The organism is Pacificibacter marinus (genome assembly GCF_900109555.1).
Classification (GTDB): Bacteria; Pseudomonadota; Alphaproteobacteria; order Rhodobacterales; family Rhodobacteraceae; genus Celeribacter; species Celeribacter marinus_C.
The window spans coordinates 185,815-211,432 of record NZ_FNZV01000002.1 but is presented as its reverse complement, the minus strand read 5'-3'; the positions used below and the strand labels follow the sequence as shown (position 1 = coordinate 211,432).

25 protein-coding genes are annotated in these 25,618 nt (G+C 53.3%); 8 read left to right on the top strand and 17 right to left on the bottom strand.

Annotated elements, in window-relative coordinates; all coding sequences use genetic code 11:
• Nucleotides 1–7 precede the first annotated feature (7 nt).
• On the bottom strand, nt 8–1,024 hold the full coding sequence (locus tag BM025_RS04220) for an Ldh family oxidoreductase (protein WP_085847770.1): 1,017 nt from the start codon (nt 1,022–1,024) through the stop codon (nt 8–10).
• Nucleotides 1,025–1,186: 162 nt separating this feature from the next.
• Here BM025_RS04220 and BM025_RS04215 point away from each other — a divergent pair, with 162 nt between their 5' ends.
• Nucleotides 1,187–1,867 (top strand): GntR family transcriptional regulator, encoded by a 681-nt coding sequence (locus tag BM025_RS04215; protein WP_085847771.1) that lies wholly within the window; start codon nt 1,187–1,189, stop codon nt 1,865–1,867.
• A 35-nt stretch (nt 1,868–1,902) separates the two neighbouring features.
• On the opposite strand, the gene BM025_RS04210 is transcribed toward BM025_RS04215, so the two are convergent.
• From BM025_RS04210 to BM025_RS04190, 5 genes are all read right to left on the bottom strand, one after another.
• On the bottom strand, nt 1,903–2,934 hold the full coding sequence (locus BM025_RS04210; protein WP_085847772.1) for a trans-3-hydroxy-L-proline dehydratase: 1,032 nt from the start codon (nt 2,932–2,934) through the stop codon (nt 1,903–1,905).
• 9 nt (nt 2,935–2,943) lie between these two features.
• Nucleotides 2,944–3,666: an amino acid ABC transporter ATP-binding protein gene (locus tag BM025_RS04205; protein ID WP_085847773.1), complete on the bottom strand. Its 723-nt coding sequence runs from the start codon at nt 3,664–3,666 to the stop codon at nt 2,944–2,946.
• Entirely contained in the window at nt 3,663–4,325 is a 663-nt protein-coding gene (locus BM025_RS04200) for an amino acid ABC transporter permease (protein ID WP_085847774.1), read from the bottom strand. Before BM025_RS04200 ends, BM025_RS04205 begins: the two co-directional genes overlap by 4 nt.
• Before the next feature lie 10 nt (nt 4,326–4,335).
• The gene (locus BM025_RS04195; RefSeq protein ID WP_244515444.1) at nt 4,336–4,965 is read right to left on the bottom strand and encodes an amino acid ABC transporter permease; all 630 of its coding nucleotides are present in this window, start codon (nt 4,963–4,965) and stop codon (nt 4,336–4,338) included.
• Nucleotides 4,966–5,057: 92 nt separating this feature from the next.
• Nucleotides 5,058–5,870 (bottom strand): transporter substrate-binding domain-containing protein, encoded by an 813-nt coding sequence (locus BM025_RS04190; RefSeq protein WP_085847776.1) that lies wholly within the window; start codon nt 5,868–5,870, stop codon nt 5,058–5,060.
• Between the two features lie 219 nt (nt 5,871–6,089).
• On the opposite strand from BM025_RS04190, the gene lhpI reads away from it, so the two are divergent.
• The gene (gene lhpI, locus BM025_RS04185; RefSeq protein WP_085847777.1) at nt 6,090–7,796 is read left to right on the top strand and encodes a cis-3-hydroxy-L-proline dehydratase; all 1,707 of its coding nucleotides are present in this window, start codon (nt 6,090–6,092) and stop codon (nt 7,794–7,796) included.
• 234 nt (nt 7,797–8,030) lie between these two features.
• Here lhpI and BM025_RS04180 read toward each other — a convergent pair whose 3' ends face one another.
• The 3 genes from BM025_RS04180 to BM025_RS04170 all read right to left on the bottom strand — a co-directional run bounded on the left by BM025_RS04180 (nt 8,031) and on the right by BM025_RS04170 (nt 10,660).
• Nucleotides 8,031–8,594 carry a nucleotidyltransferase family protein gene (locus tag BM025_RS04180; RefSeq protein WP_085847778.1) on the bottom strand — a complete coding sequence of 188 codons (564 nt, stop codon included), beginning with the start codon at nt 8,592–8,594 and terminating at the stop codon, nt 8,031–8,033.
• Complete coding sequence (locus BM025_RS04175) at nt 8,594–9,562, bottom strand: XdhC family protein (RefSeq protein WP_085847779.1); 969 nt, start codon at nt 9,560–9,562, stop codon at nt 8,594–8,596. Before BM025_RS04175 ends, BM025_RS04180 begins: the two co-directional genes overlap by 1 nt.
• Before the next feature lie 417 nt (nt 9,563–9,979).
• Complete coding sequence (locus BM025_RS04170; RefSeq protein WP_280139328.1) at nt 9,980–10,660, bottom strand: DUF1415 domain-containing protein; 681 nt, start codon at nt 10,658–10,660, stop codon at nt 9,980–9,982.
• A 301-nt stretch (nt 10,661–10,961) separates the two neighbouring features.
• Between BM025_RS04170 and BM025_RS04165 the strand changes: the two genes are divergently transcribed.
• Nucleotides 10,962–11,159 (top strand): hypothetical protein, encoded by a 198-nt coding sequence (locus tag BM025_RS04165; protein ID WP_085847780.1) that lies wholly within the window; start codon nt 10,962–10,964, stop codon nt 11,157–11,159.
• A 196-nt stretch (nt 11,160–11,355) separates the two neighbouring features.
• Here the strand turns inward: BM025_RS04165 and BM025_RS04160 are convergent, their stop codons facing one another.
• The 8 genes from BM025_RS04160 to BM025_RS04125 all read right to left on the bottom strand — a co-directional run bounded on the left by BM025_RS04160 (nt 11,356) and on the right by BM025_RS04125 (nt 19,444).
• Nucleotides 11,356–11,763 carry an HIT family protein gene (locus BM025_RS04160; RefSeq protein ID WP_085847781.1) on the bottom strand — a complete coding sequence of 136 codons (408 nt, stop codon included), beginning with the start codon at nt 11,761–11,763 and terminating at the stop codon, nt 11,356–11,358.
• 391 nt (nt 11,764–12,154) lie between these two features.
• The gene (locus tag BM025_RS04155) at nt 12,155–13,390 is read right to left on the bottom strand and encodes a metal-dependent hydrolase family protein (RefSeq protein WP_085847782.1); all 1,236 of its coding nucleotides are present in this window, start codon (nt 13,388–13,390) and stop codon (nt 12,155–12,157) included.
• A 19-nt stretch (nt 13,391–13,409) separates the two neighbouring features.
• The gene (locus tag BM025_RS04150) at nt 13,410–13,883 is read right to left on the bottom strand and encodes a GAF domain-containing protein (RefSeq protein WP_085847783.1); all 474 of its coding nucleotides are present in this window, start codon (nt 13,881–13,883) and stop codon (nt 13,410–13,412) included.
• A gap of 4 nt (nt 13,884–13,887) precedes the next feature.
• Nucleotides 13,888–15,198, bottom strand: coding sequence for a TRAP transporter large permease (locus tag BM025_RS04145; RefSeq protein WP_085847784.1), 1,311 nt, complete (start codon nt 15,196–15,198; stop codon nt 13,888–13,890).
• Nucleotides 15,199–15,220: 22 nt separating this feature from the next.
• On the bottom strand, nt 15,221–15,745 hold the full coding sequence (locus BM025_RS04140) for a TRAP transporter small permease subunit (protein ID WP_085847785.1): 525 nt from the start codon (nt 15,743–15,745) through the stop codon (nt 15,221–15,223).
• A 67-nt stretch (nt 15,746–15,812) separates the two neighbouring features.
• Nucleotides 15,813–16,793: a TRAP transporter substrate-binding protein gene (locus BM025_RS04135; RefSeq protein WP_170842112.1), complete on the bottom strand. Its 981-nt coding sequence runs from the start codon at nt 16,791–16,793 to the stop codon at nt 15,813–15,815.
• A 260-nt stretch (nt 16,794–17,053) separates the two neighbouring features.
• Entirely contained in the window at nt 17,054–17,671 is a 618-nt protein-coding gene (locus BM025_RS04130) for a TetR/AcrR family transcriptional regulator (protein WP_085847787.1), read from the bottom strand.
• Nucleotides 17,672–18,766: 1,095 nt separating this feature from the next.
• Nucleotides 18,767–19,444: a hypothetical protein gene (locus tag BM025_RS04125; protein WP_085847788.1), complete on the bottom strand. Its 678-nt coding sequence runs from the start codon at nt 19,442–19,444 to the stop codon at nt 18,767–18,769.
• A 725-nt stretch (nt 19,445–20,169) separates the two neighbouring features.
• Here BM025_RS04125 and BM025_RS04115 point away from each other — a divergent pair.
• The 5 genes from BM025_RS04115 to BM025_RS04095 all read left to right on the top strand — a co-directional run bounded on the left by BM025_RS04115 (nt 20,170) and on the right by BM025_RS04095 (nt 25,564).
• Complete coding sequence (locus BM025_RS04115; RefSeq protein WP_085847790.1) at nt 20,170–20,856, top strand: CDP-alcohol phosphatidyltransferase family protein; 687 nt, start codon at nt 20,170–20,172, stop codon at nt 20,854–20,856.
• The gene (locus BM025_RS04110) at nt 20,853–22,037 is read left to right on the top strand and encodes an ABC transporter substrate-binding protein (RefSeq protein ID WP_085847791.1); all 1,185 of its coding nucleotides are present in this window, start codon (nt 20,853–20,855) and stop codon (nt 22,035–22,037) included. Before BM025_RS04115 ends, BM025_RS04110 begins: the two co-directional genes overlap by 4 nt.
• The gene (locus tag BM025_RS04105) at nt 22,034–23,740 is read left to right on the top strand and encodes an ABC transporter permease (protein WP_085847792.1); all 1,707 of its coding nucleotides are present in this window, start codon (nt 22,034–22,036) and stop codon (nt 23,738–23,740) included. Before BM025_RS04110 ends, BM025_RS04105 begins: the two co-directional genes overlap by 4 nt.
• Complete coding sequence (locus BM025_RS04100) at nt 23,737–24,387, top strand: ATP-binding cassette domain-containing protein (protein ID WP_085847793.1); 651 nt, start codon at nt 23,737–23,739, stop codon at nt 24,385–24,387. Before BM025_RS04105 ends, BM025_RS04100 begins: the two co-directional genes overlap by 4 nt.
• Nucleotides 24,388–24,661: 274 nt before the next feature.
• Nucleotides 24,662–25,564, top strand: a complete 903-nt coding sequence (locus BM025_RS04095) for a LysR family transcriptional regulator (protein WP_085847794.1) — start codon at nt 24,662–24,664, stop codon at nt 25,562–25,564.
• The last annotated feature ends 54 nt before the right edge of the window (nt 25,565–25,618 follow it).

Genomic DNA, 25,618 nt, shown 5'->3' with positions numbered 1-25,618 from the left:
CGTAGAATTACGGCAATAGCGCCCGCAGATCGGCGTACAAATCAGCAGAGATTTCGACATACCCACGTTCAATGTTGCGGGCACGTGCCGCAAAGCGTCGCTGTGACGGCAAGCGCGCCCCTTGATCAATAATGTCGGCAAACAGGCGTTCGGCGCGTGCGTCATTTTCAGCAACTTTCCCGCCCGAAAATTGCGCCGGATCAAAGGCGAGAATAATTTCGCCATGATAGGGCGCGCCGCCCTGCCCTTGAGCAAACTCCATGCTTTCGAGACTGGTCATATCGTCAATCAGTGGCCCTGCCATCAATTCAATCATAATGGACAAGGCGGACCCTTTGTAACCGCCAAAAGTCAACATCGCACCTGCCATAGCAGCATCAGGATCATTTGTCGGATTGCCATCTTGATCGACGGCCACACCGTCTGGCAGCGGTTTGCCAGCTCGTTTGTAAAGTTCGATTTCTCCGCGTGCAAATGCGCTGGTGGCAAAATCAAAAGTAAAAGGTGTTTTGTCTTTACGCGGCCAACTGAAAGCCAATGGATTGGTGCCAAGTGTGCCCCGTGTCCCGCCAGCAGGCGCAACCCACGAATGGCTGGGAACCATCGCCATCGCTGCCAAGCCCGCTTGCGAGAGGCGTTCCACCTCGGGCCACAGAGCAGAAAAATGAAAACAACGATTGATCGCAATGGCAGCAATCCCAAACTCACGGGTCTTTTCAATCAACTGAGGAATGGCGGCTTCCATCGCCAATAAAGACATGCCGCCGTGTGCATCGGCTTTGATGATGGCTTTTCCGGCTTGCGTGATGTCCGGCACAGCTGCACCATCAATTTTACCCGCTTTAATTGTCTGAATGCACATAAAAAGCCGAAACAAACCATGCGACTGGCAATCATCCAGTTGGCATGTATACAACATTTTAGCGATTGAGGCCGCATGGGCGTCATCATAACCGGCACCGACAAGCACATCGCGCGCGAGTGGACGTATTTCATTCAAAGGGATTTTGACGGTGTTGTTCATGATTTGACTTTTCCACTTACAGCAAATATTTGGATAATGAATACGCAAGCCTTACATGCCTGTACAGGTTTTTCTAGCTTCAAAATTTAGCAAATTATTATTGAAAAATAATATATTACGATAAACTGTATCCAAAGTACCAACCAACAAGAGAAATTAAAAGTGTCCAGCAAACGAGCAATAACCCGACAGAGCCTACCTGATGTGATCGCAAATGATATTCGGGAACGTATTTTGAACGGTGAATTGCCAGAAGGGTTTACCATCCGCCAAGAAGCTTTGGCAAAAGAGTATGATGTATCGCGTATGCCTGTGCGTGAAGCGCTGAAACGGCTCGATGCAGAAGGCTTGGTGCAGTTAACAAATAATCAGGGCGCCATGGTGACCAAGCATTCCTTGGACGAAATCGGTGAAATTTTCGATCTTCGTATTCTCATTGAGGTGGATCTGTTCCGCCGTGCCATTCATGCAATGACAGCCGCTCAGATCGAGCGTTGTGAAGAAATTCTAGAAGCGATGGAAGCCTCATATGATGCAGACGATGTCAGCAAATGGGGGGCGATGAATTTCAAATATCACGCAGCACTCTATGCCCCTGCCGGCAGAGGGCTGACCAACGATGTTTTACAGCGCATTAACCTTCAATCGGATCGGTATGTGCGCATGCACCTCAGCGTTATGAAGCAACTAGATCCAGCTCGAGAAGAGCACCGAGAATTGCTTGCGCTTGCCCGAGCGGGGAAAACGGATGAAGCCTGTGCTTTATTGACCCGCCATATTTCACACACCAAAGACAATCTGCTGGAATTGATGATCGCCAAACGCGCGGATGAAACGGTATAAGCCGCGGCCCACTGTGAAGATCGCGCTATCAAGCCCTATTTATAACGTGGCCAAGTGTCTGCAATGCGGTAACCTTCGGGCCACGGATCGCTTGGGTCGAGCATATGTTGATGCGTTCCTGTCACCCAGCCACGTCCACTAATTTGCGGACGAATGGCAGGGGTTGTACCGACTGTCGTTTCCCCAAGGATTTCACCGTGAAACTCTGAGCCGATAATCGACACACCCGTCAATCGATCTCCGACCTTCATTTCACCTTTGGCGTGCAAGAGTGCCATGCGGGCTGACACGGCTGTGCCTGTTGGACTGCGATCAAGTTTGCCCGGCTGAATTGAGACCACCGATTGAGCCCGCAGACCGGACGCATCGCGCGTCAAAGCCCCCGCAAACAGACAAAAGGAATGATGCCGCCAGTCAGGTTGCGTTGGGTGATGAAAGACCAATTGCTCATTCGCGGCGTTGGTGATTTCAACGCCAAGCTGTGCAAGGGTTTGCGCATGGTCTGCGTCCAGCGTCAGGCCCAGAGAACTGGGATCAACGACAACAAAACTATCACCGCCAAAGGCCGTATCCACAAGAATTGTGCCCAAACCTTCGATCTCAAGCGGGACGCCCAAAAGCCCCGCAAATGAAGGTAGGTTTTCAACCTCGATGCGTTCTGCTTTGCCATTGGCGCAATGGGCGCGCACATGAACAAGCCCGCCCGGAGCTTCAAGCGTCATTTCTGTTATGGGTTCCACCATCGGGATGATGCCCGTATCGAGCAAAACCGTGGACACACAAATAGAGTTTGACCCCGACATAGGCGGCGTGTCTTCAGGTTCCATGATAATCCACGCAGCCTGTGCATCTGGATGCTTTGGCGGCACGAGCAGATTCACATGTCGAAAAACGCCACCGCGCGGTTCATTCAAGACAAAATTGCGCAGCGTATCGTCTTGTGCAATCCAGTTGCGTTGATCCCAAAGGGTCTCGCCTGGAGGCGGGAGGACGCCACCAACAATCACATCGCCAACTTCGCCTTCAGCGTGGCACGACACCACATGGATCACTTTTGTGCTGCGCATATCTCGGGCTTATCTAATATTGGACAGGAATTTTTGCAGATGCTCAGATTTCGGCGCACCGAAAATTTTGTCAGGACTATCAATCTCTTCGATGACACCTTGGTGGAAAAACGCCACCCGATCGGACACATCCCGCGCGAAATTCATTTCATGCGTCACGCAGATCATAGTCATACCCTCTTCTGCCAACAGCCGCATGGTATCTAAAACCTCACCGACCAGCTCAGGGTCGAGCGCTGACGTGGCTTCGTCAAACAGCATATATTCAGGTTCCATAGCCAAAGCGCGCGCGATGGCAAGGCGCTGTTGCTGCCCACCCGACAGTGCGCTTGGATACACATCCAGCTTGTCTGCGAGACCGACATGCTCCAACTGTTTGGCCGCAATGTCGCGCGCTTCAGCTTTGGTTTTGCCCTTAACAATTCTAGGGGACAAAGCCACGTTTTCAAGCGCTGTCAGATGCGGAAAGCTGTTCCATTGTTGAAACACCATCCCTAGTTTTTGCCGCAATGCGTTGATGTCTGTGCCTTTGGCATGAACGTCTGTTCCGTCAACTTTGACCGAACCAGCCTGAATTTCTTCAAGGGCATTGATACAATACAACAACGTGGATTTGCCAGACCCTGACGCTCCAATGATGGACAATACTTCGCCCTTTGGTACAGTCAGGTCGATGCCTTTAAGTACTTGCAGAGTTCCAAAGTACTTCTCTAATCCGCGTATTTCAATCATGAGGTCCACCGTTTCTCGATGCTCGCGGCGTAGCGCGAAATTGGATAAGATAACGCAAAGTAGAATGCGCCAGCGATTGTCAGGATCAATAACGGTTCTTGTGTGCGTGTGATCAAAATCTGACTTGCTTTCAAAAGCTCAATGTAGCCGAGGACAGACACCAAAGCGCTGTCTTTCATCACACCCAATGCCACGCCCACCCATGACGGGAAAACCGCACGCCCCCCGATGGGCAGCACAATATAGCGCAGGTCTTGCCAATAGCTCATGCCCAAAGATCGTGCGGCACGGCGCATGGGGCGGCTCACAGCTTCCATGCCGCCACGGGCCACATTCGCAACGAGCGACGCGCAATAAATGCCCAAGATGACAACACCCGAAAAGAACGGATCAAGGTTCAATCCGATGATCGGCGCAAAGTTATAAAATAGCACAAGTTGGATGATCAGCGGAACAGAGCGAAACACATCCAACAAGGGACCGAGTGTAAGCGCTGCGGCCCAACGGCCTTCATACAAGATCCAACCAAAAACGACCCCAAGTACGGTCCCAATTGTAATGGACAAAGCTGAGATCAACACTGTGCGCCATGCTGCTTCCATCAGGTACCAAAGATCGCTGATTTGCAGGCCAGAAAAGAAACTTATCGTCGGTTCCATGTGTCTACCCTTAGTACTTGAACAGACGGGCGGCCAGCAAACGCGAGGCCCCCAGTATGAATTTTACGATGGCATAATAAATGACCGCGGTGACCGCGAAGTATTCAAAGATGCGGTAAGTGCGGCTGGCAAGCGCCTGTGTTTCACCAGACAGTTCACGAAAACCGACCAGCATTCCAAGCGATGACATCAACACAGCCCAAACCATTTGGTTGGTCAGCGGATGATACACGATCCGAAACACTTGAGGGATGATAATGCGCGAATAGGCTTGCCACCCGGTCATGCCCAAGGACCGCGCCGCGCGAAGCTGCGTATCCGGTATGGCCTGAAACCCACCGCGAAAATTCTCAGCGAGATACCCAGCACAGTTAAAGCTAAGGGCCGCAAGAACGATCGTATATGGGGTCAAATGCACCCCAATTGCGCCCAAGCCAAAGCCAAAGAAAAAGAGCTGGAACAAGGCGGGCGTGTTGCGGGCCAATTCGACCCAAGTTGATGCAAACCACTTGGCAGGGCCGCGCATGTGCATGCGTATCAAAGCCAATGCCAACCCTATGACGATCCCAATGACCATCGACAACACGGCGATCTGAAGAGTTGTCAAACCGGCTTCAAGTAAGTCCGGCAGGTTTTTCATGACGGGTCGCCAATGGAAATTGTAGTCGAACATACATGTAGCCCATCTGGTAAAACGCCCAGCCCACATTCGTCGTGGGCTGGGAGGTTGATTTAGTACATTACGCCGGGAATACGCAGTTCAGGAGCGTCGCCGCCAACATATGTGCCCCAAAGCTCTTGGTAGCGACCTGAGCGAACTTGATGCGTCACAAACAAGTTGAGGTAGTTCAACCATGTCACATCTTCGCGTTTGCCAACAACAGAAGTATAATCAGTTGTCCATGGCATACGTGGGCCAGCGACGATGTTGTCGTATTGCTGCGTGATTGGCAGAACGGTTGTGTTGGTGGTGATACCGATATCAGCTTTACCTTGCGCCACGGCCAAGAACACTTCGTTCTCAGACTGGTAGCCTTGGTAGTTGTCTTCTTCGCCCCATTCAGCAGCAATCTTGAGCCACTCTTGCTCAGGCACAGTGCCAACAGCTGCAGCAACGCGTTTGCCGCGCATGTCTTCAAATGTTTCGATGCCAGTGTCTACACCAACAACACCTTGCGCATAGTAGATCGCGTAAGGGATTGAAAAACCAACAGTCCGCGCACGCGCCAAGCTGTCAGAGGTGCCACCGAACACAACATCAGCCCGACCAGTGACGATCACAGGAAGACGCTCGGACCATGTCAGTGGCAAAATTTCATGTTCAACTTCAAGAGCAGCAGCCAAATCGGCGCAATACTCTACGTCAAAGCCTGCTGGTTCGTTGTTAGCATCGCGGTAACCGATTGGTGGAAAGTCCAAAACGACGCCACAGCGCAAAACGCCGCGATCAACCACGTCATCAAGCGTATCCGCTGATGCTGTCGTGACCATAGATGAGGTAAAGAGGGCCGCTGCAGAAAGAGCGATAAGGATAGTTTTTTTCATGTCAATTCCCTGTTGAGGTGATTCTGTTTCTTGTTTTTTGTTTCTTAATTGGATACAGGATACATGACGCACAGCCTAAAAATCAACCAGAACTTCCCGCGACATGCAAAAGCGCTTCTTTAAACGACATAAAGTCGCCATTTCTAAGCAAGCTTACATGGCAGTAATGGCCCTAATGCCTAATTATTGACCTCTTCCATTCAGCCTGAAAGACCACAGATGATTAACAACATTGAACCCACCGCAGTCCTTTTCGTGAAAAGTGACGCCAGAGGCCAAGTTTTGACCTGTAAAGAAGGGCTAAGTTTTTGGGGCGGTGTGGACCCTGATTCAGGCCAGATTATCGACGCGCTCCACCCCGATCACGGCGCATCGCTTGCTGGCAAGATTGTCTTAATGCCAACATCCAGAGGTTCGTGCAGTGGCAGCGGTGTCATGTTGCAGTTGGCGCGCAATGGTCAGGCCCCCGCCGCTCTCGTTTTTCGCGAAGAAGAAGATATCCTAACGCTTGGCGCGTTGATCGCAGGCCTTCTATTTGATCGCCCAGTAGCAGTTCTGCGCCTTGGCGCGCCCATCTATGACGCCCTGTCTCAGGCGGATGAAGCGCAAGTGCGCGGTGAAGAACTCCTCTTTGGTGACCGCTCAATCGCACTCCACACCCTCGGCGCGCACTCTTTGCAGTTAACCGATGCCGATAAGCGCATGAAGGCAGGCGAGGGCGGAGAGGCGCAAAAAATTGCAATGGACGTTCTGTGCTTGATGGCCGCTGCACAAGGGGCAACCAGCCTGATTGATGTCTCGCGTGCGCATATTGATGGATGTATTTTGGCCCATGATGCCAACTTGGATTTCGCTGAAAAAATGCAAGAAATGGGCGCGAAAACGGTCATTCCAACAACCATAAACGCAATTTCCGTAGATCGTGAAAACTGGACCACACAAGGCGTCGTGCCGATTTTTGGCTCCAAAGCCAGCCGATTGGCCGATGCTTATGTCAACATGGGGGCGCAAGCCACGTTCACCTGTGCACCTTATTTGCTCGAAGATATCCCTGCAGAAGAAGAAGCCATTGGCTGGTCTGAATCCAACGCTGTCATTTATGCAAATTCGGTGCTTGGGGCGCGCACGCAAAAGCATCCTGACTATCTCGATCTGTTCATCGCCATGACAGGCCGCGCGCCCAATACCGGCGTTTACCTGACACAAAACCGCCACCCACACTGTGAAGTCCACGTTGAATTGCCTGAAAATTATGATGATGCTATTTGGCCAATGCTTGGTTGGCTCGCAGGCGCTAAATCTCCAAATGGCATTCCTGTACTGACCGGACTGGAGCATGCAGCCCCCACTCCAGATGATCTAAAAGCTCTTTGTGCGGCCTTTGGCACGACCTCGGCAGCCCCGATGTTACACGTGCGCGGCCACACCCCAGAAGGCAACCTGCCCCTGCGCGACGACAGCACATATTTCGACATCACGATCACAGATTTAGCTGACCTTTGGGGCACCTTTAATGCTGCCGATGATCATGTGGATTTGATAGCAATTGGCAGCCCTCATGCGTCACTCACTGAGTGCCGTAAACTTGCTCAGCTGCTCAAAGGGCGCACGTGTACGCCGCGGACAAAAACCATTGTGACTGTCGGGCGAAACACGCTTGCTCTGGCGACGAAAGAAGGTCTCGTCGCGCAGCTAGAAGACGCAGGCGTTCATATTTACCCTGATATTTGCTGGTGCTCTATCACTGAACCGGTCTTTTCCACGACCGCCAAAGTGTTGATGACAAACTCCGGCAAATACTCTCATTATGCAAAAGGTCTAACGGGCCGCGATGTGCGGTTTGGCAGCCTCAAGAACTGCGCCGATGTCGCCGTAAACGGCATTGCCCCAACGGGGTTGCCGGACTGGCTGACAGCTAAAGTGTAAAGTGCGGTTGTTTACAGACATCTCGCATGTTGACGATAGCTTCCCTCTAAAGGTCTCAAACTGAACCTTTCACGGTTTGAGACCTCTCCTTTGATAGCATTGACCAATGGCTGACGCGCAAGCAGGTGTCGGATAATCTGGGTGTCGGGATGTCGATGCGGAACAATGGTCAAGTGCCGCCGTTGAAACGTTCTTAAAAACCATCACAGCCTGATAAACGCCGATCACATCCCATCAGGTTCGGTGGGCGAGCCGTAGATCACATAGGGTATCGATGTCCAAAAGTGCATGTGCAGGCAAAGACAATATTTGTTTTTCGGGCAATGCTTTGATCACGCGCCCAGCGCCCTGATCGCCCTTAAGCGCCATAAGCTCAACAAAATAAGATGCGGGAAACACCGCTGGCGGTAAAGTTTGATCGCCAAAACGGCTGGCGGCAGCCATCGTATGCGCCATTTCAAACAAGGCGGCCATATGCGCGGCGGGCACATAGGGCATATCCGCAAGCATGATAAGCACCTGCGTTGCGCCCCGTGCCTTGGCCTCGCACACCCCTATACGAATACTATCGCTTTGCTGCGCCCCCTCTGGCACGTGCAAAACCTCTATCCCTGCCGCATTAGCGATCTCGGCCACTTGATCGCTTTGCACACAAGCAAGGCTTGCGTCCAACCCAAGCGTGCTTAAAGTTTCAAAAGCGTAAGAACACAGCCGGCGTCCATTCAAGTGGGCCAGTAATTTGTCATCCACCCCAAAGCGTCGTGAGTGGCCCGCAGCAAGGACAAGCCCGACCCGCATCAAATCTGCCCTTGTGTGGCGTTAAAGGACAGGACTTCGGCCAAGACAGACACAGCCAAAGTGCGGGGATCGCGTGTGGAGCGGATCAAACCGATTGGCCCCTTGATGCGCGCAAGATCGGCGTCACCAACACCTGCGGCACGAAGTATTTCGATCCGCGTATTCGCGGTGCGTAAACTGCCCTGTGCCCCGATATAGAACGCTTGGGATTTGAGGACATCCAAAAGAATGCCTGCCTCCCAATCGTGGCTGTGGAAAAACAGGATCACGGCAGTATGGGCATCAATCGCAATGTCACTGGGAATGGCCGCTTGGGTGATGTGGCGTGTGCGCAAATCGGGAATGGCCCGCAGCCCCGCAGCCAGCGTATCGGTATCAGGCGATAGCAGTGCCGTGTCATACCCCGCAGACGCCGCCATCCCTGCAAAGGCGCGGGCCTCGGCCCCTGCCCCCAAGACAACGAAACGGGCGTCGGGTAGAATATGCAGCTGGATGTTTTGATCTTGGGCACTCTGATCATCAGCGCTATGCGGCACGATTGAAACCCCGCCAAGTTCCATGTCGATCGAAAGCGTCACGACTTGCCGTTCGGTGATGCTTTGAGATACCGCGCGCAATTGGCCGATGTCGCGAATAGGCACGAGAAAAATATCCAGAGTTCCGCCACAAGGCAGCTGAATATCCATAAAGGGTGACCCCTGACCATACCGCAGCTTGCGTGGGACCTTATCCTTGAGCACATGCGCTGCGTGCTGGGCCACATCGCCGTCAATACATCCAGACGACAGCCCGCCAAAGCAGGTGCCATCTTGCATTATAAACATGCTTGCCCCAAGGGGGCGAAACGACGGGCCAGAGACATTGCCTATCATCGCCAAAACACACGACGCATCACCGTCACCTATGCAATCTTGCGCGTGGGCTATGGCCTGAGAAAGAGGGAAATCGAATGCGCGAATTGTAATCATGCAAACGGTTTAACGCGCCTGTACCACGAGGCAAGAGAAGCGGCACAATTTTCTGAGAGGCCATAGAATATGCGCCTCAGTCGCTATATTTCAAAGCAGCTGCGGCGCATATTCCGTCACACTCAGCTTATGACGCGTCCAGTGCTGCGGTGCCCTGGCTGGGTGTCCCATGTAAATTGAACCATTTTGAGTTAGAGTTTTCGACTGCTATTTTCTTGGCGGAAAGAAGGAGAGGAAGCGATGACAGCGCCCAAATTCACGGACGCGTAAGCGACCTGACCTGACTTCGCCTGATCCGGAAAAGACTCATCCTCGCATCAGACAAGCGCGACCAGTTTCAAATCATCAGGTGCATCTTGCCTTCAGCGCGCTGTTGATCGAGCTTAGCAACGCTTCTGAAAGCTGGTTGACGTGGCCTCAACTATCGCGTGCAGTCTCCTGTAGTTCTTCGAACAGGTCCTGCTCGACTGCGCGGGGGATACCCCAAGGGCAGAGTGCTTCGATCTGTCGGCGACCAAGTTTATTCAATGTTTTTATGTTATCTACATAAATCTTCTCGGGGTCCGAAACGTGAGCGAGAACTTTAGTCATCTGATCTTGACGCAAAATATGTATGGTCGGATAGGGCGAGCGATTGGTAAAGTGACTCAGATCGTCTGCAGCTACACCGTCAAATTGATAGTGAGGATGAAATGACGCCAATTGCACATGCTCTGTCAGCTCGGCATTCTCCAAGAGATGCTGAAACCAGTCGAGTAAGTCGAGGTAATCACCGAAGTCTTCTAGACCATGAGTGAACATGAGCAAACTTGTGGAAATATCAATTTCGTTTGCCCCAAGCAGGCGCTGTAATTCATCCACACAGAACTGCTTTAGGTGTGTCTCGGTGGTGGTATCACATACGGCATAATACACTTGGTCTCGAGCTATGACGCTAGAGGCGAATGGGCATAGATTTAATCCGACGACCATTTGATCAAGCCATCGACGGGTGCTTTTAACCACGTCTTGATGAGCTATTGATAGCGTCTTGGGGTCAAACTTATTGATACGATAAATCCTTTCTTGTTTGACTAACTTAAAGCATATTCTGCCCATATTTCCAATTTGTTTGCAAAAGCCAAAACCGTCGACTCGGCGCAGTTACAACCCTCTATTGTGTCATACCATCCTTTGCCATTGGCAAGCGGCCCGAACCGGACCTTAATCTCGGCGTCAAGCGCCACATTGCAGCTTCACCAGACCCACCATTCACTGCGGGTGCTCGATTTCAGTCGTGTCCGAGGTCGGGTGTGCGGGCATTGCTGCCATTTGTTTGCACTTGGCGTATGGCTCTTTTGGGAATGAAGTATTATCTTTTATCGCTCTGGACACTTGGATTTGAAAAAAGGGGAAAACGATGAAAAAAGACGATGCTGGGGCAAACTATATACTGACAGCGCTTCTTCCCCGTTTGGAAAAACTCAAGCCAGGCCTCATTGAGGAGCTTGCTCAGGGAGTAAACGCGGACAAGCAAGCTATAAAAAATTCTGGAAAGCTGACCTCTGAGCTTGAAGAGGTCTTTATTTCGGCTGAGAAAATACTCGGTCGAACATAGGCACCTCGGAGAAGAGCAACCATCGATCCACGCGCAAATCTGACCGTCGTACACGCCGTAGCATTGGTCGCTCTGGGTTCCAAGTCGACCTCTGCTGCACCTGCATCCAGATGGGCATTCAGAAAATGTCACCGATTTCTGCTGTGCGGATAGAACTGCTGTTTTGGCTTCATCCGTAAATGGCCGTTTTAGTACGCTAAACCAATCGAGCCAGCCGTGTTTTCAGCGCCTGTGCCAAAGCGGTGCGTTCGATCGCTGGTGTCGTGCTGGTATCCCAAGTTAAGACCACCCTATCATCCGTCCAGCGAGGTTTAACGTGCATGTGCAGATGAAAAACCTCTTGTCCGGCAGCTTGTCCATCGGACAGAATTAAATTTACACCTTCACAATCGGTTACATCGCGCAAAGCCGTTGCAACCATTCCAGCAGTTTGCATGATTGCCGCACCCGTTTGCGCGTCAAGCTCATCTAATCCAGCGAAGTGGCGTTGCGGTACGACTAAAGGATGGCCCTCTAAAGACAGGAAAACCAGCACAGTCTCGTTTTGAAAGAGAATATATGCAGGTGCTTTACCTGCAGCGATTTCACAGAAAATGCATGCCATAGGTCTATCTACAAGAAATGTTTACAACGAGCTAGGCCGTTATCTTGGAGCAGATAGGTCAACAGATATGGATCAGGGCCAATGCTCGGATGGCTCATTGATCGCGACATCAATCCTCATATTCCGGTGCTGGATAAAGCAGGCCAGACGGCGCATGGAGGCGTAGCTCAGATGTTGCGCACAGAGCGACTCTAAGAAAACTCACATCTGAGGGCGCAAATACTTAACTTTGACGTTGCCTCAAAACCGCACAAAGATTCTCATACGATGAGTTCGTGTTGGCCCATTAACCTGATGTTTCTAGCAAGTCACATCAGGCATTTCAGTTTTTCTCTGAGTTGGTCAGCGGGCGACTCCCGCCGCCCGCGCTTATGGTGGCTTTCGTGAATGCTTAGAGGCTTGCCGCCTTTTTGATTGCACGCCCGCCCTGCATGATCAGTGGAAGGTGGGCCCCCTGTCCGGTCAGCAAGTCGAGGTTTTCCAGCGGGTTGCCCTCGACAGCGATGATGTCGGCATAAGCACCAGGCGCTATAACGCCCACTTCGCCTTCCATCCGCAGCACCTTGGCGGCATCGACGGTGGCGGAGCGGATCACCGCATCAGCGGGGATATAGCGGCCGCGCAGCGGGAATTCGCCCGACTGTTCGGTCTGCATTCCACCCAACAGGTCCGAGCCGTAGCCCATGGTCACACCAGCGTCGTGCAGCTTCACCAATCGCTCCAGACCCGCCTCACGGACGTCGGACACCTTTGCCACCGATTCCGGCGGCAGACCGAACTCTGCGCCTTTGCGGGCCAGCAAGTCGTAAGTGATGTTCGTTGGCACCACGATGGCCCCTTCACGCGCTACACGCTTGATGGTCTCGTCACCGATCAGGTTGCCGTGCTCGATGCAGGTGATGCCGCAGTCGAGCGCACGTACGATGGCTTCATCGGCATAAAGGTGCGCAGAGACATAAGTGCCAAAACCATTAGCCACTTCGACCAGCGCCTTCAGCTCGTCGACCGAGTAGACAAGGTAACCGACGGGGTCCGAGGGCGAGGATACGCCGCCATCCGCCATGACCTTCAAGAACTGAGCGCCGCCCTTTAGCTCTTCCCGCGCAGCACGCAGCAGCTCGGGCTTGCCGTCGCAGATCCGCCCCAGCGTGCCGAGCGCCTGAGCGTACCAGCCAACATCACGGTTGTCATAGGGGCCACGGTAGTCGGTGTGGCCGCCGGTCTGGGACAGGGCTTTCCCACAGATCACGAGACGCGGTGCGGTGAAGTGGCCTTCTTCGACGGCCTGCTGCAAGCCACGGTCGGCGCCGCCCAGATCACGCACAGTGGTAAAGCCGCGCATGATCATGTTCTTCATTAGGGTCGCGGCACGCGCCGCCACCAGTGAAGACGGCAGTGAGGCATTCAAACCAAGGTTCGCACTTGAGGCGATGGTGTGAACGTGGCAGTCGATCAAGCCAGGCATGACAGTCAGCCCGTTGAGGTCCAGCTCTTCTGCCGCGTTAAAGGATACTTGCGCACCCACCTCGCGGATGCGGCCATCTTCGATGGCGATCTGCATCGGATCGGTCGGTTGCGGCGCGGTACCATCAACGATGCGGGCGTTCTTAATAAGTAGAGTGGTCATTTCTGTCGTCCTTTTGGTGTCAGATCAGCGCTGGCGCGAGCGTCTGCGCGATTAAATTTATGTCAGTCATGTCCTCGGAGGAGTAGCTATCCCGCGCGGCGTTCAGCGATAGAACCCCTACGCAGCGCCCCGCCCAGACCACGGGTGCACAAGCACAGGCTTCGCAGCCCTTGGAGAGGATCAACTCGGCGTCGGGGAAGGCCCAGAGCACGTCCTCACGGGAGTTACCGAGCCAGCTCTGGCCGCCATCCAGCACCACTTTGCCCCATTCGGTTAGGCCCATGGGCTTAAGCGCTCCTGTGGGGTAGTCGGGCTCGGAACTGTGCATGCGCATGACGTTTCCAGTGCCTGGCAGGTTTTTCAGTACAGTCAGAAAACGAAAGCCGAAACGGGCTTCGCAGATGTCTTGTACGGTTTGAAACAGGGAGTATGGCTGATTCAGTTGGGTCTGCGCGCGCATCAGCACAGAGAGATCGACAGTTAAGGTAGTCATTGTTTCATCCATATAAGAAGTTTGGGAGCCACAGGGCTATGTCAGGGAAGACAGCCAGCAGCACGACACCCAGCAGCATCAGCACGAAAAATGGCAACGCGGCGCGTGCTACATAGCTGATAGAGCGGCCCGAGATGCCCTGAAGAACGAAGAGGTTAAAGCCCACAGGGGGGGTCACCTGTGCCATCTCAACCATCAACACAAGGTAGACACCGAACCATATCGGATCGAAGCCCGCCTGAAGCGCCAACGGAAGTGAGATCGGCAAGCTCATGACCACAATTGAGGTACCATCGAGGAAGAATCCGAGGCCGAGGTAGAACAGCGACAACACCACCAGCAGCCCCCATGGCGGCAGGTGCAGCGAAGCGATACCGTCAGCCACATCCGCAGGGATATGCAAGTAACCGATGGCGGTGGACATGAAAGCTGCAGTAATCAGGATTGAGCAGACCATACATGAGGTGCGCAGCGCCCCCATTAACGTGTCCCGCAGCAAGGCCAGCGACAGCTGACGCGTGACCAACGCAATGGCGATAGCAGTGATGACGCCGACGGCGGCGGCTTCGGAAGGAGTCGCAATGCCAGTGTAGATCGAACCGAGGACGATGGTCATCAGAACGGCCAGCGGCACGAGATCCCATATCGCACGCAGGAAATCGAGCGCATTGCGTGCCTCGCGCTTTGCTGGAACCAGTGCAGGACTCAGTGTCGTGCGCAACATGATATAGCCTGAATAGAGCGCGCTGATCATCAGTCCCGGCAGTACGCCAGCGGCGAAGAGGCGCGAAATCGACTGCTCGGCAAGGATGCCGTAGACGATCATCACGATTGATGGTGGAATCAACAGCCCGAGGCTGCCCGCGCCAGCGAGAGAGCCGAGCGACAGGCGGTCGTCGTAACCACGTGCAGAAAGCTCGCGCGTGGTGATGCGGCCCACGGTGGCGGTGGTGGCTGGGGACGAGCCTGAAACTGCTGCGAAAAGCGTGCACCCCAGTACGTTGGTGTGCAACAGGCGGCCGGGGATGTAGTCGACAAAGGGTGACAAACCGCGAAACAGCCGCGCTGAGATGTCGGTACGAAAGATGATCTCGCCCATCCAGATGAACATTGGAATGGCTGAAAGCTCCCAACTGGTAGAATAGCGATAAATGATGCCCGCAGCGATCGAACCGATGCGCGACAGGTCCATACCATGCAGGAAGAACAGCGCGGCGGTCGCCACGAGGGCCAACGAGATGAAGACCCAGACACCAAGCCCGAGGAAGAACAAAAGAAAGGCCAGTGTCGCGGCCGCAGTAAAGAGCGTGTCCATATGATATCTCCGATGGGTCGGGTTATTCGACCGGCGTGGCCAGCGGCGTATGCGGGGCGGGTGACGGGTGGCCGGTGATATGGCGCAACCCATGCGCAAAAGCAGCCAGCGCGAAGACCCCAAGCCCCACCATGATCGCCCCTTCGGGAATCCACGTCGGCACGGCGGCAACTGAAGAGGAAACGGTGCCCCGCGACCATGCCCGAGCGACGCGGATCCAGAACATCCAAGCCAGCCCAACAGAGAGCGCACAGGCCACCAGCGCCGACACGGCGGTAAGCAACTGCTGCGCCCGTTCAGGCAGACGATCAAGCACGAGACCGACACGGATCAGGTCTCCATGTTCAAGCACATATCCCAGCGACCAGATGATACAGATGCCAATCGCGTAGCCGACAAATTCGTCGAGAACGAAAGTCGAGGTGGCGAAGAAGCTCCGCAGAATAATCTCGTAGGCGATGTGGCTTACCATATAGACCAGCGCACATGCGGCGATCACGGCAGCCAGTCGAGACAAGGCGAAAACGTTGGAATAAAAGCGGGCCATGCGGACCTCCAAAAGAGAGAAAATGCGCGGGCAGCAACAACGGCCGCCCACGCCAGTCGGGGAGGTATTAGCGGCTTTGGTAGGCTGTCATGATCGACTGCGCGCGTTCACCAGTCTCTTCGAGCCATTTGTCGATGAATGGTTGCGCGGCTGCGGTCAGGTTTCGAGCAAAGTCAGCGGGGATTTCCTCAGTCACAGTCATGCCGTTTTCGCGCATTGTGTCGAAATCCTTGGCAGTCGCATCAGCCAGCAAGCCCCAGCCGAAGTCTTCCGCCTCAACCGCAGCCTCCTTAACGGCAACCTGCGTCTCTTCGCTGAGATCGTCCCAAGCATCGAGGTTAAGGTGGATCGCTTGCAGCGAGGAGGCATAGTTCACATTGGTGAAATCCGACTGCAGTTCCCACATCTGTACGCCCACGCCGCCATTGGGCGAGGTGAGAACGGCGTCGATCGCATTGGTCGAAAGCTGCGCCGGGACATCGGCCCAAGAAATTTGGATCGGGAAGGCGCCAGCATTTTTAATTGTTTCGGTGGAAGCGACATCATAGGTGCGTACCTTCACGCCTTCTAGGTCGGCGGTAGACGTAAAGGGCTTGTCACCCCAAAGACCCGAGGACGGCCACGGCGTTGTCAGCAATAGCATCTGGTTGTTGTCTTCTAGGACCTTTTCATACTCTGGCTTAGCCAACACGTAGAGGTCATGAATATCCTTGGATGTCGGTGCGAGGAAAGGCAGTGACGACAGCTGAAAGATGGGGTCGATACCAGTCCAGAAAACGAAGGCCGAGGACGCTGCCTGCAGGGCGCCGTCACCGACAGCATCGAAATGATCAACGCTTTTGTAGCCGAGCGACGCGCCGTGGTGGATCGTCACTTCAATCTCACCATCGGTCTTTTCGGCCACTGCCTTAGCGAAAAATTCAGCGGTTTGTCCCTGAAGCGAACCAGCAGGATATTCGTTGGACAGATCCCAAGTGGTAGCAAACGCAGGTGTGGCGGCGAAAAGGCCAAGGCCTACGAGAGTGCTAAGAAGGGGGCTAATGTTCATGTGATCTTCCTTGTTGTGGCCCGTGCGACCGAGCAGTCTTTGCAGTTCACCCGCGTCCAATCGGAACCTTGCGAGCAGCACTGTTTGTATCATGCAATCAGGTCTGTTCGCAAATCAAGGTGTGACATGTGAAAAAATATGCCGCAGACAAAAAAAATGGCATTGAGCACCAAAACATGCGTCAAGCCATTGTAATAATTAATCTATATAAGATGTTAATTTTCGAGCATTTTGGCTAAAAGCGTCAATCAGAGCGCAAATCAGGCCTTTCGAGCGATCTGTTTCCACAACTCAATCAGCTTTTTTACCGTCTGCGGGTCTGAATCAAAGCTCTGATGCATGGCGATTCCTCGGAGCACGGAGAGGTGCAACTGCACCTTCAAATCTGCTTCGGTATCATCGATATTTCCACCGACCAGCCGTACAGTGATCCGGTCCCGTTTACGAATCCACGTCACGAGAATATCGCGAAGCGCATGGCCTAGCTCGTTGTTTTGGCGCGCAGCCAACATCAACTCCATCGCCGCAATGTAACGGCGGTTGGCAAAGATGGCACTCCATAGAGCGTCAACCAACTCATCCACCGAGAGCTGTTTTTTGTCAGGATCGAGTGAGAAAGGGTAACCATCTCGCCACTCGTCGACCAGCTTTTCAAAAGCAGCAACCAACATGTCGTTGCGCGTGGGGAATTGGTGGGTGAGCGCGCCCCGAGACACTTGTGCCCTTTGCGCGATAAGCGGGGTTGATATCTGCGCGTAGCCAACATCAACGAGCGCCTGAAGCGTCGCTTCGCAAACTTTGCTGCGGGTTTCCTGCGATCGCTCAGCCTGCGTACGTCGCGTGTGTGCGGCAATAGGCAATATGGTCTCGGCGCTCATACTCTGTGTCCCGTGATCGTAAACATACAAACCAGTCTACCTGTTTTTAGACACCTTGCAAACGATCGAGTCATGGTTGTGGCAGAACCGTGGTTTTCAGTCGCCATTGATGATGCGTTTATAGCGAAACGCGTGCGAATTCTCATCAAACTCGGCTGGCAATACGATTTATCCGAGCAGGCGGTTGGATACTTTTGCGATTGATACATGAGATTGTAACAAAGTGGTTTCTATGCTCTGACTGCTGAATGAGCACCTGTAGCAAGTTTTCGAATGTTGAAAAAATTCAGGAACGGATCGCTCTTTTTGATCGAGACAACGCAGTCAATATAATCGGTATTTGTGGCTTTGCCGGTGCCGGAAAGACTTCCCTTTGTAAGGCTTTAATTCAGGAGCATCCAGAGCGTGCCTTCAGGCTAAATTGTGATTTATTTTCGGCTCTAAGCCTCGCAGCTCGACCATGGCATGCTTCCAGTTAGCTCCCCCCCCCTGGTTCGAAAATACATATGTTCGCCCATCAAAGTGCAGCAATTCGTCATCGTCAGTGAAAAAGCGTTTAGGGTCAAAGTTGAACCCTTTTTTTTGCTCGAGCCTTCTTTGCTAGACGATGGAAGTTCTCTGCGTTCACGTCCCCAACAACCGAAATGAGAACGCGATTGCGTCGCGGTCCGCAGTGTTTTGCTATATCTGGGGGGCGATGCCTTGCTCTACGAGATAGGGAAACGTCTGATAGATTGTCTGTCGTTTAGAGAGTCCCATTAACTTGCGCCCACCAAAGCATATATCGTAAATTGTCCGGTCTCGGGTAAGTGACGCCTCAGAGCCGCAAGAGATCACCCATGAAGCCATTGGGAGGGCGGCGCATTTTATCGAAAGCTTAGCCAGTGATACTTATCGCCTTGAGGCAACTGCTTGATCGTTCCAATCTGTATCAAATGTCATGGCATTCGCAGTCAGTCATTCTTCCATAGCTGTCTTCGGTCGTGTCCCGTGAAAATTGTCCGGAATCGAAAGACCACGCTTTGAGTTGCGCTTCCGTGGCGCACGGCTTGTCCCTGCCGCGGCTATGGCCCACAGGCAGAGCAATAAATGACCTTATCCAAAAGGGTATAAATCAAGAAAATATACCATTGCCGGAACGGGCGCGACCGCGATAGCCAAAGTCAGCGCCGTAGGTCTTGTCGCATAAAGCCCACTGAAACCGGCGATCAGAGCAAGCCCCCCTCCACCACCTATAATCGCATTTCCCGGAAGGTTCAAAAGCAGACCTAAGACAATGTACTTATACCGGATCACCGCCGTTGGAACCCACTTCGGCAGCCGCGCCTGCAGCAATTTCTGCCTTTGTTCTCCATCCATTGGTATAATTTCATCGATGAGATCGCTCACGCTGGTCAAACGTAGATCCGTCGCAATCTGCTTGAACACAGCGCAATCAACCCGACGCCCCACAAAATAGGCCAACGATAGACCTAATAACGTGCCACAGTAGACGAACGGTGCAAGCGTGCCGCCCTCGAGCATCATCAGGGAAATTCCGATTTCGGCCCCTGGGACAAAGGGAACGGCCATCAGTAAAACATAGACCAGCAAAAGAGCGCCGAGCACCCCAATGCGCACTCCGGCGGCGTTTTCCAAATCTTCGATCTTTACCATCAGCCAGCCAACAGCGAGATGGGTCAGCCAGATCAATAATACAAAGATGGTGACACGCAGGACTATTCGAAAAGCTGGATACCAATCGCGCCTCTGTCCGCGGTCAACCTTGTCCAAGAGACGCCCCTTTGCGGCGATCCGGCGTATGAGCACACAGCGCTGCTAATACAGAGCATAACGACCATAGAAAGATAGCGGGATGTTGTATTTGCATCTAAAAACTCCTGTCCATCAGATTGGACCTCAAATCGCTGATGTGCCAGACATTTGTTCGCAACATCGCGTGAAGGTGAACGGCACTGAGGCTTTCACGAAGCTGTGTTCACAAAAACTGTAACAATGTGGCATTTCACAAGTCCTACCTAGACTGACACTCAGGGGCAAAAGGCGTAAAAGCGGTTTGTGCTGCTATGCTAGAATGCATCGTGCGGGATTTTCAGTCTGCGCTATATCCGGTTTACCCCGCGCGATTTTGACTTGTCGCCATAGTTCCCGACTGTGAAACCCAATCTAGATGGACATTTTGGGTTCAAGCAACGACCTTGGAAGCCTTGGAACACGTGAAGCATCCCATCTATGAACAACCACGCGCAAATGGCACACACATGATGACAAGTTCGTCAACTCTTGCATCGGCGATATCTTTGACACCCATATTTATGCAAGACAGCACATTTATGCGAGACAGTCCAAAACCTATACGCCTCTGCGCCCCAATGAAACGGATCATAAAATGACAAACCTCGAACACAGTTTTATGACCGGCTTGGATACGGTGATCCTGTTCGTAGTTTTGATCGAGACAGCGGCAATGTTGCGCGCGTTCATCAGGGAAAACGAACATGTTTGATGCAAGAATTCAGCCACTGCAAAAACGCTTGCTTGACCGGCCAGCAACTTGGCTTGTCTCGCGGGGCATAGGCGCAGATCAGATCACAATTGCCGGATTTGCCATCGGTCTTCTAGCTGTGCCAGCGATTGCCTTTGGCGTCTATTGGGCAGGGTTGTTCTTTCTCGTCATAAACCGTCTCGCGGATGGGCTTGACGGTGCAGTCGCACGGATCACTGGCCCGACAGATCGAGGGGCCTTCCTTGATATCGCGCTGGACTTTGTATTTTATGCCGTATTCCCGTTAGGATTTGCCATGGCAAACCCTGCGAACGCTTTGCCTGCTGCCGTTTTGATTGCCGCCTTTGTTGGCACGGGGTCGTCGTTTTTGGCATATGCCGCCATCGCGGCCAAACGCGGCGACACAGCCGATGATTTTCCAACCAAAGGCATCTACTATCTTGGCGGCTTGACGGAAGGCTTTGAGACGATCGCTCTCTTTGTCCTGATGGTGCTTTGGCCGGCGCTGTTTCCATTGCTCGCCTATCTTTTTTCGGCGGCCTGTGCGGTCACCACTCTCTTGCGCTGGTCACATGGTTGGACCGCCTTCGCACCAACCGACCTGAAAGAACATAAGCCGCAGGATAGACACGATGCACGGCCACAGTCTCAATCAACTTCAACACAGGACGTCTCATGAAACATCTTCTCATTGCCGCGCTCGCATTTTCGTTTGGCACACCTGCACTGGCCGATTGGCAGCAAACGCTTGATGAAGCGCGCGGCCAGACCGTATTTTGGAACGCTTGGGGCGGCGACGAGCGCACCAATGCGTTTATCGCTTGGGTGAGCGAACAGACAGAAGCGCAATATGGCGTGAAAGTCGAACAGGTGAAGCTGTCGAACACAGCCGAAGCCGTAACGCGTGTGATTTCTGAAAAAGCTGCAGGGCGGGATCAGGATGGTTCGATCGATATGATATGGATCAACGGGCCGAACTTTCTTGCGATGAAGGAACAGGGTTTGCTGCATGGCCCCTTCGTGGCAGACTTGCCAAACGCGCAATATCTTGATCTAGGCCCGACTTCGGCAGCGTCGATCGATTTTACCGTGCCCGTTGAAGGTATGGAAAGCCCGTGGCGATTGGCCAAGTTTGTCTTTACCTATGACAGTGCCCGGGTTTCTGTTGTGCCGCGCACCATGGCTGACTTTGTCAGCTGGGCCGCAGATCACCCCGGCGGTTTCACACATCCGGCCCCATCGAACTTTATGGGGGCTACCTTTCTGAAACAGGCGTTGATCGAACTGGCACCCGATGCCTCGGTGTTGCAACAGCCTGTCAGTGACGCCGCGTACGGCGTGACGACAGCACCGCTTTGGGAATGGTATGATGCACTCCGCCCCAATATGTGGCGAGACGGTAAAACATTCCCTGAAAACGAGTCGATCCAGCAACAGATGTTGAACGACGGCGCGGTGGATATTTCGATGTCACTTGATCCCGCCTCAACTGCTGCGGCGATCGCCCAAGGGCTTTTGCCAGAAACCGCCCGTGTTTTCGTGCCCGAAGACGGCAGCATCGGCAACATCAGCTTCGTCGCTATCCCCTACAACGCGGCGCACGCGGCAGGTGCCGAAGTCGTTGCGAACTTCCTCATTGCACCTGAGACCCAAGCGCATATGCAGAACATTGATGTACTGGGGTCGTTCTCTGTTCTGGACCCGTCCAAACTTGATGCCCCTGCCCTAGCAACATTTGCAGCACTCCCCGCATCCGATGCGCTTCCCACACTCGAAAGTCTGGGGCCGACGCTTTTGGAACCTCATGCCAGTTGGATGACTCGACTGACCGAAGACTGGGCACGGCGCTATACGAAATGAACAATGACGGCCGTTATCTACGCTTAACCGTCCTGAGCATTGTTGGTTTCAGTCTAATTTTACCGATTTTTCTTGGGTTTTGGCAAACAGGGCGCGCAGCGTTTGGCCTGTTTCCCGCTTTGGGGCGGGATACGCTATCGCTTGCGCCATGGCGTGAATTGGTAATGCTTCCGGGGTTTGGCTCCAGTTTAAAACTTACGCTCGTGACGGGTGTCAGCGCCACTGTATTTTCGCTATTGCTTGCCACCGGATTTTGCGCGGCGGTTCATTCGCGGGTCACACCGGGTGCCGGAGCCCGCATGCTCACACCGTTTCTTGCCATTCCGCATGCTGCACTGGCCGTTGGATTGGCCTTTGTTCTTGCCCCGTCTGGCTGGATCGCCCGAGGGCTTGCACCCTTTGTGGGGTGGGATCGTCCACCTGATTTAGCGACAGTAAACGATACATGGGGTCTGGCTCTGATAATTGGCTTGATGATCAAAGAAGTACCATTTTTGCTTCTAGTCATCCTCTCGGCGTTGACCCAAATCCCTGTCGCCAAACATGTGTCGGCCGGACGCGCACTTGGCTATGGACGCGGCGTTGTCTGGGTTAAAATTATAATGCCGCAGGTTTGGCCAATGATACGGCTCCCCGTCTGGGTCGTTCTTGCCTATGCGCTCTCGGTCGTCGACGTCGCAATGATCTTAGGCCCGTCCAACCCACCCACGCTGGCTGTCGCCATCACACGCTGGTTCAACGCCGCCGATCCGGGTCAAATTTTGCCAGCCTCGGCGGGCGCAATCCTGCAAGTCTTAATCATAGCACTCGGCATCGCAGTTTTTGTGTTAGGTGAATGCCTTGTGCGCCGCGTTGGGCGTTGGTGGTTACGTCGCGGCGGACGCGGACTTTCAACGGAACCGGGTTTGCATTTGGCCAGCGTTATAACTGTAGTTCTGATGGCAATTGGAATGTTGGCTATGCTCTCACTCCTGATTTGGTCTCTGGCCTGGCGCTGGCCCTTTCCGCAATTTCTGCCGGAAAGTTGGTCCTTGCGATCATGGACCAACAGTTCAAGCGGATGGCAACGCGCATTAAGCAATACAGTTTTTCTAGCGATAACGACAGCGGTGCTTTCGGTTGCTCTGGCGATTGCATGGCTCGAAGGCGAGGACCGCGCTCGACGGGGGCGTGCGGCATGGGCAGAAGCGTTGATCTATCTTCCACTTGTGATCCCACAGGTCGGGTTTCTCTACGGACTTAATATCGCATTTTTGAAAATTGGCATATCGGGCGATATGACTGCCGTTATTTGGGCACAAGCAATCTTTGTCTTTCCTTATGTGATGATTGCATTGTCAGATCCTTGGCGCGGCCTTGACCACCGCACTTTGGACAGCGCAGCCGCGCTTGGTGCCGGTCCGTTTAAACGGTTGGTGAAGATTAAATTACCCATATTGTTACGTCCAATCCTAACCGCGACCGCCATAGGCGTAGCGGTTTCCGTTGCTCAATATTTGCCAACCCTTTTTATGGGTGCTGGCCGCATCGCGACGCTCACAACCGAAGCTGTCACCCTATCGTCTGGCTCTGACCGGCGCGTCACTGGGGTCTATGCCGCATTGCAAACAATGCTACCATTTGTGGCCTATTTAGCCGCGTTTCTGATACCCGCTTTCCTACACCGCAACCGCCGCGACCTGAACGGAACCATACAAACATGAGTCTTGATCTAACCTCCCTTACGTTGCGAACCCCAAGCGGTGAACTGCTATTCGCGCCCCTAACGCTAAGCGTGCCGCTGGGCGATGTTGTGACCGTGATGGGGCCGTCCGGCGTCGGGAAATCAACGCTCTTAGATGCGATTGGTGGTCATCTGACACATGGTTTCTGTTGTTCAGGTTCGATTAAACTCAACGGGCGGGAAATAAGCACGATACCGGCAGAAACCCGTCAGGTCGGGTTGATGTTTCAAGACGCCCACTTGTTTCCGCACCTTTCTGTCGGAGACAACCTCGCATTCGGATTACCTTCACATATCAAAGGGCGCGCAATGCGGCGCAGCACGGTTGAGGCGGCCCTAAAGCAGGCTGGTCTAGCCGGTCGTTACGATGATGATTCAGCGGCGCTTTCGGGTGGTCAGCGGGCGCGCGCAGCACTTATGCGCACCTTATTGGCCGAGCCTGAAGCGGTTTTGCTTGATGAGCCATTTTCCAAACTTGATTCAAGCCTACGTGACGAAATACGGCATTTTACATTTTCGCACATTGCAGCGCGCGGTATACCTGCGCTCATGGTCACACATGACGAAGCAGATGCTCATGTTATTGGAGGGCGTTGCATTGCTTTAAAAAAGCCTGAGAGTGATTGATCAGGGACTGTTGGGATCATATCTGTATTGCACAAAATTTTAACTCTGGGCTCGTGGACCTGTCGCGATTTCGAGCCGCTCCACGTGTTCGTTCAAGCCACCATCCTCACAACGTCTTGATAGCGGATTGTGTAAACCTGTCCAAACAACTCGCGCGTCACAGGCATGCCGTTCGGCTGACGGATAAGCAATGTCCGCTGTCGGCGATTTAGACCGCCTATTTATTGCATAAAATACATTGATCACGCACAATTCGTTGCGGTAAACGTCGTGTATGCAAAACCTTGATCCAAGACAAACCTCCTGCTTCCTGACCGCAGTTCAGTGTGGAACAGTGCGTGCCGCCGCTGAACAGCTGGGCTTGGAACCTTCGACCGTCAGCCGCAACATCTCTGCGCTCGAAAAAGTTCTCGCCACGACCTTGGTCGAACGTGGGCGACTTGGCGTTCGCGCGACCGAGGCGGGAGAATTGTTGATCGCGTTTCTCTCCCAACAAGAAAGCGTATTGGACCTTCTTCAATCTGAGTTTGACGCCCTTGCGGGTATGAAGCGCGGCAATGTATCAATCGCCGTTGGCGAAGGATTTGTTGGTGACTTGTTTGACAACACCTTGGTTGCATTTTCATCAGCCTACCCCGACATCACATTTTCTCTGTCAGTCGGGTCTACAGAGGATGTCCTGCATCAAGTCACGTCAGAGCAGACACATTTAGGGTTAGCCTATAATGTTCCGAAAACACCGCACGTGCGGGTTCAAACATCTTGCGCCCAACCACTTGTAGGATTGGTCAAACGCGGTGGGTCATATGATTCAGGCCGTCCTTTCACATTGGATGAACTTGCCGAGATACCCTGCGCGGTGCCCCCAAAGAGCTTTGGAATTGGGGCGATGATCACGGCAGTTGAAGCCAAGCAAGGGGTAAGGCTGCGGGCGGTGATCGAAACAGGATCGATCTCTGCGCTCAAGGCGTTCGTGCGCAACGACATGGGGTGTACGATCTTGCCAAGGTTTGTTGTTGAAAGCGAACTTTCAGCGGGTCTCATGGTGGCGCGCGCGATCCCACGCACGATTTTCCCAGACGGCCAGTCTTCGCTCATTCGAAAAGAGGGCCGAAAGCTCCCGCAGGCAGCCCAACTTTTAGTGAAGTACCTAGCGGGCATGTCAGCATTTCAATGACCCCATTTGTTGCATCTGGCGCAACTAAATTGATTAGGCATTGATATTTATTGC

What these genes read in the sequence shown, in the direction of transcription:
- BM025_RS04220 (WP_085847770.1), bottom strand. Translation starts at nt 1,024, where the DNA reads ATGAACAACACCGTCAAAATCCCTTTGAATGAAATACGTCCACTCGCG.
- BM025_RS04210 (WP_085847772.1), bottom strand. Translation starts at nt 2,934, where the DNA reads ATGCGCAGCACAAAAGTGATCCATGTGGTGTCGTGCCACGCTGAAGGC.
- BM025_RS04205 (WP_085847773.1), bottom strand. Translation starts at nt 3,666, where the DNA reads ATGATTGAAATACGCGGATTAGAGAAGTACTTTGGAACTCTGCAAGTA.
- BM025_RS04200 (WP_085847774.1), bottom strand. Translation starts at nt 4,325, where the DNA reads ATGGAACCGACGATAAGTTTCTTTTCTGGCCTGCAAATCAGCGATCTT.
- BM025_RS04195 (WP_244515444.1), bottom strand. Translation starts at nt 4,965, where the DNA reads ATGAAAAACCTGCCGGACTTACTTGAAGCCGGTTTGACAACTCTTCAG.
- BM025_RS04190 (WP_085847776.1), bottom strand. Translation starts at nt 5,870, where the DNA reads ATGAAAAAAACTATCCTTATCGCTCTTTCTGCAGCGGCCCTCTTTACC.
- lhpI (WP_085847777.1), top strand. Translation starts at nt 6,090, where the DNA reads ATGATTAACAACATTGAACCCACCGCAGTCCTTTTCGTGAAAAGTGAC.
- BM025_RS04180 (WP_085847778.1), bottom strand. Translation starts at nt 8,594, where the DNA reads ATGCGGGTCGGGCTTGTCCTTGCTGCGGGCCACTCACGACGCTTTGGG.
- BM025_RS04175 (WP_085847779.1), bottom strand. Translation starts at nt 9,562, where the DNA reads ATGATTACAATTCGCGCATTCGATTTCCCTCTTTCTCAGGCCATAGCC.
- BM025_RS04170 (WP_280139328.1), bottom strand. Translation starts at nt 10,660, where the DNA reads ATGGGCAGAATATGCTTTAAGTTAGTCAAACAAGAAAGGATTTATCGT.
- BM025_RS04165 (WP_085847780.1), top strand. Translation starts at nt 10,962, where the DNA reads ATGAAAAAAGACGATGCTGGGGCAAACTATATACTGACAGCGCTTCTT.
- BM025_RS04160 (WP_085847781.1), bottom strand. Translation starts at nt 11,763, where the DNA reads ATGGCATGCATTTTCTGTGAAATCGCTGCAGGTAAAGCACCTGCATAT.
- BM025_RS04155 (WP_085847782.1), bottom strand. Translation starts at nt 13,390, where the DNA reads ATGACCACTCTACTTATTAAGAACGCCCGCATCGTTGATGGTACCGCG.
- BM025_RS04150 (WP_085847783.1), bottom strand. Translation starts at nt 13,883, where the DNA reads ATGACTACCTTAACTGTCGATCTCTCTGTGCTGATGCGCGCGCAGACC.
- BM025_RS04145 (WP_085847784.1), bottom strand. Translation starts at nt 15,198, where the DNA reads ATGGACACGCTCTTTACTGCGGCCGCGACACTGGCCTTTCTTTTGTTC.
- BM025_RS04140 (WP_085847785.1), bottom strand. Translation starts at nt 15,745, where the DNA reads ATGGCCCGCTTTTATTCCAACGTTTTCGCCTTGTCTCGACTGGCTGCC.
- BM025_RS04135 (WP_170842112.1), bottom strand. Translation starts at nt 16,793, where the DNA reads ATGAACATTAGCCCCCTTCTTAGCACTCTCGTAGGCCTTGGCCTTTTC.
- BM025_RS04130 (WP_085847787.1), bottom strand. Translation starts at nt 17,671, where the DNA reads ATGAGCGCCGAGACCATATTGCCTATTGCCGCACACACGCGACGTACG.
- BM025_RS04115 (WP_085847790.1), top strand. Translation starts at nt 20,170, where the DNA reads ATGTTTGATGCAAGAATTCAGCCACTGCAAAAACGCTTGCTTGACCGG.
- BM025_RS04110 (WP_085847791.1), top strand. Translation starts at nt 20,853, where the DNA reads ATGAAACATCTTCTCATTGCCGCGCTCGCATTTTCGTTTGGCACACCT.
- BM025_RS04105 (WP_085847792.1), top strand. Translation starts at nt 22,034, where the DNA reads ATGAACAATGACGGCCGTTATCTACGCTTAACCGTCCTGAGCATTGTT.
- BM025_RS04100 (WP_085847793.1), top strand. Translation starts at nt 23,737, where the DNA reads ATGAGTCTTGATCTAACCTCCCTTACGTTGCGAACCCCAAGCGGTGAA.
- BM025_RS04095 (WP_085847794.1), top strand. Translation starts at nt 24,662, where the DNA reads ATGCAAAACCTTGATCCAAGACAAACCTCCTGCTTCCTGACCGCAGTT.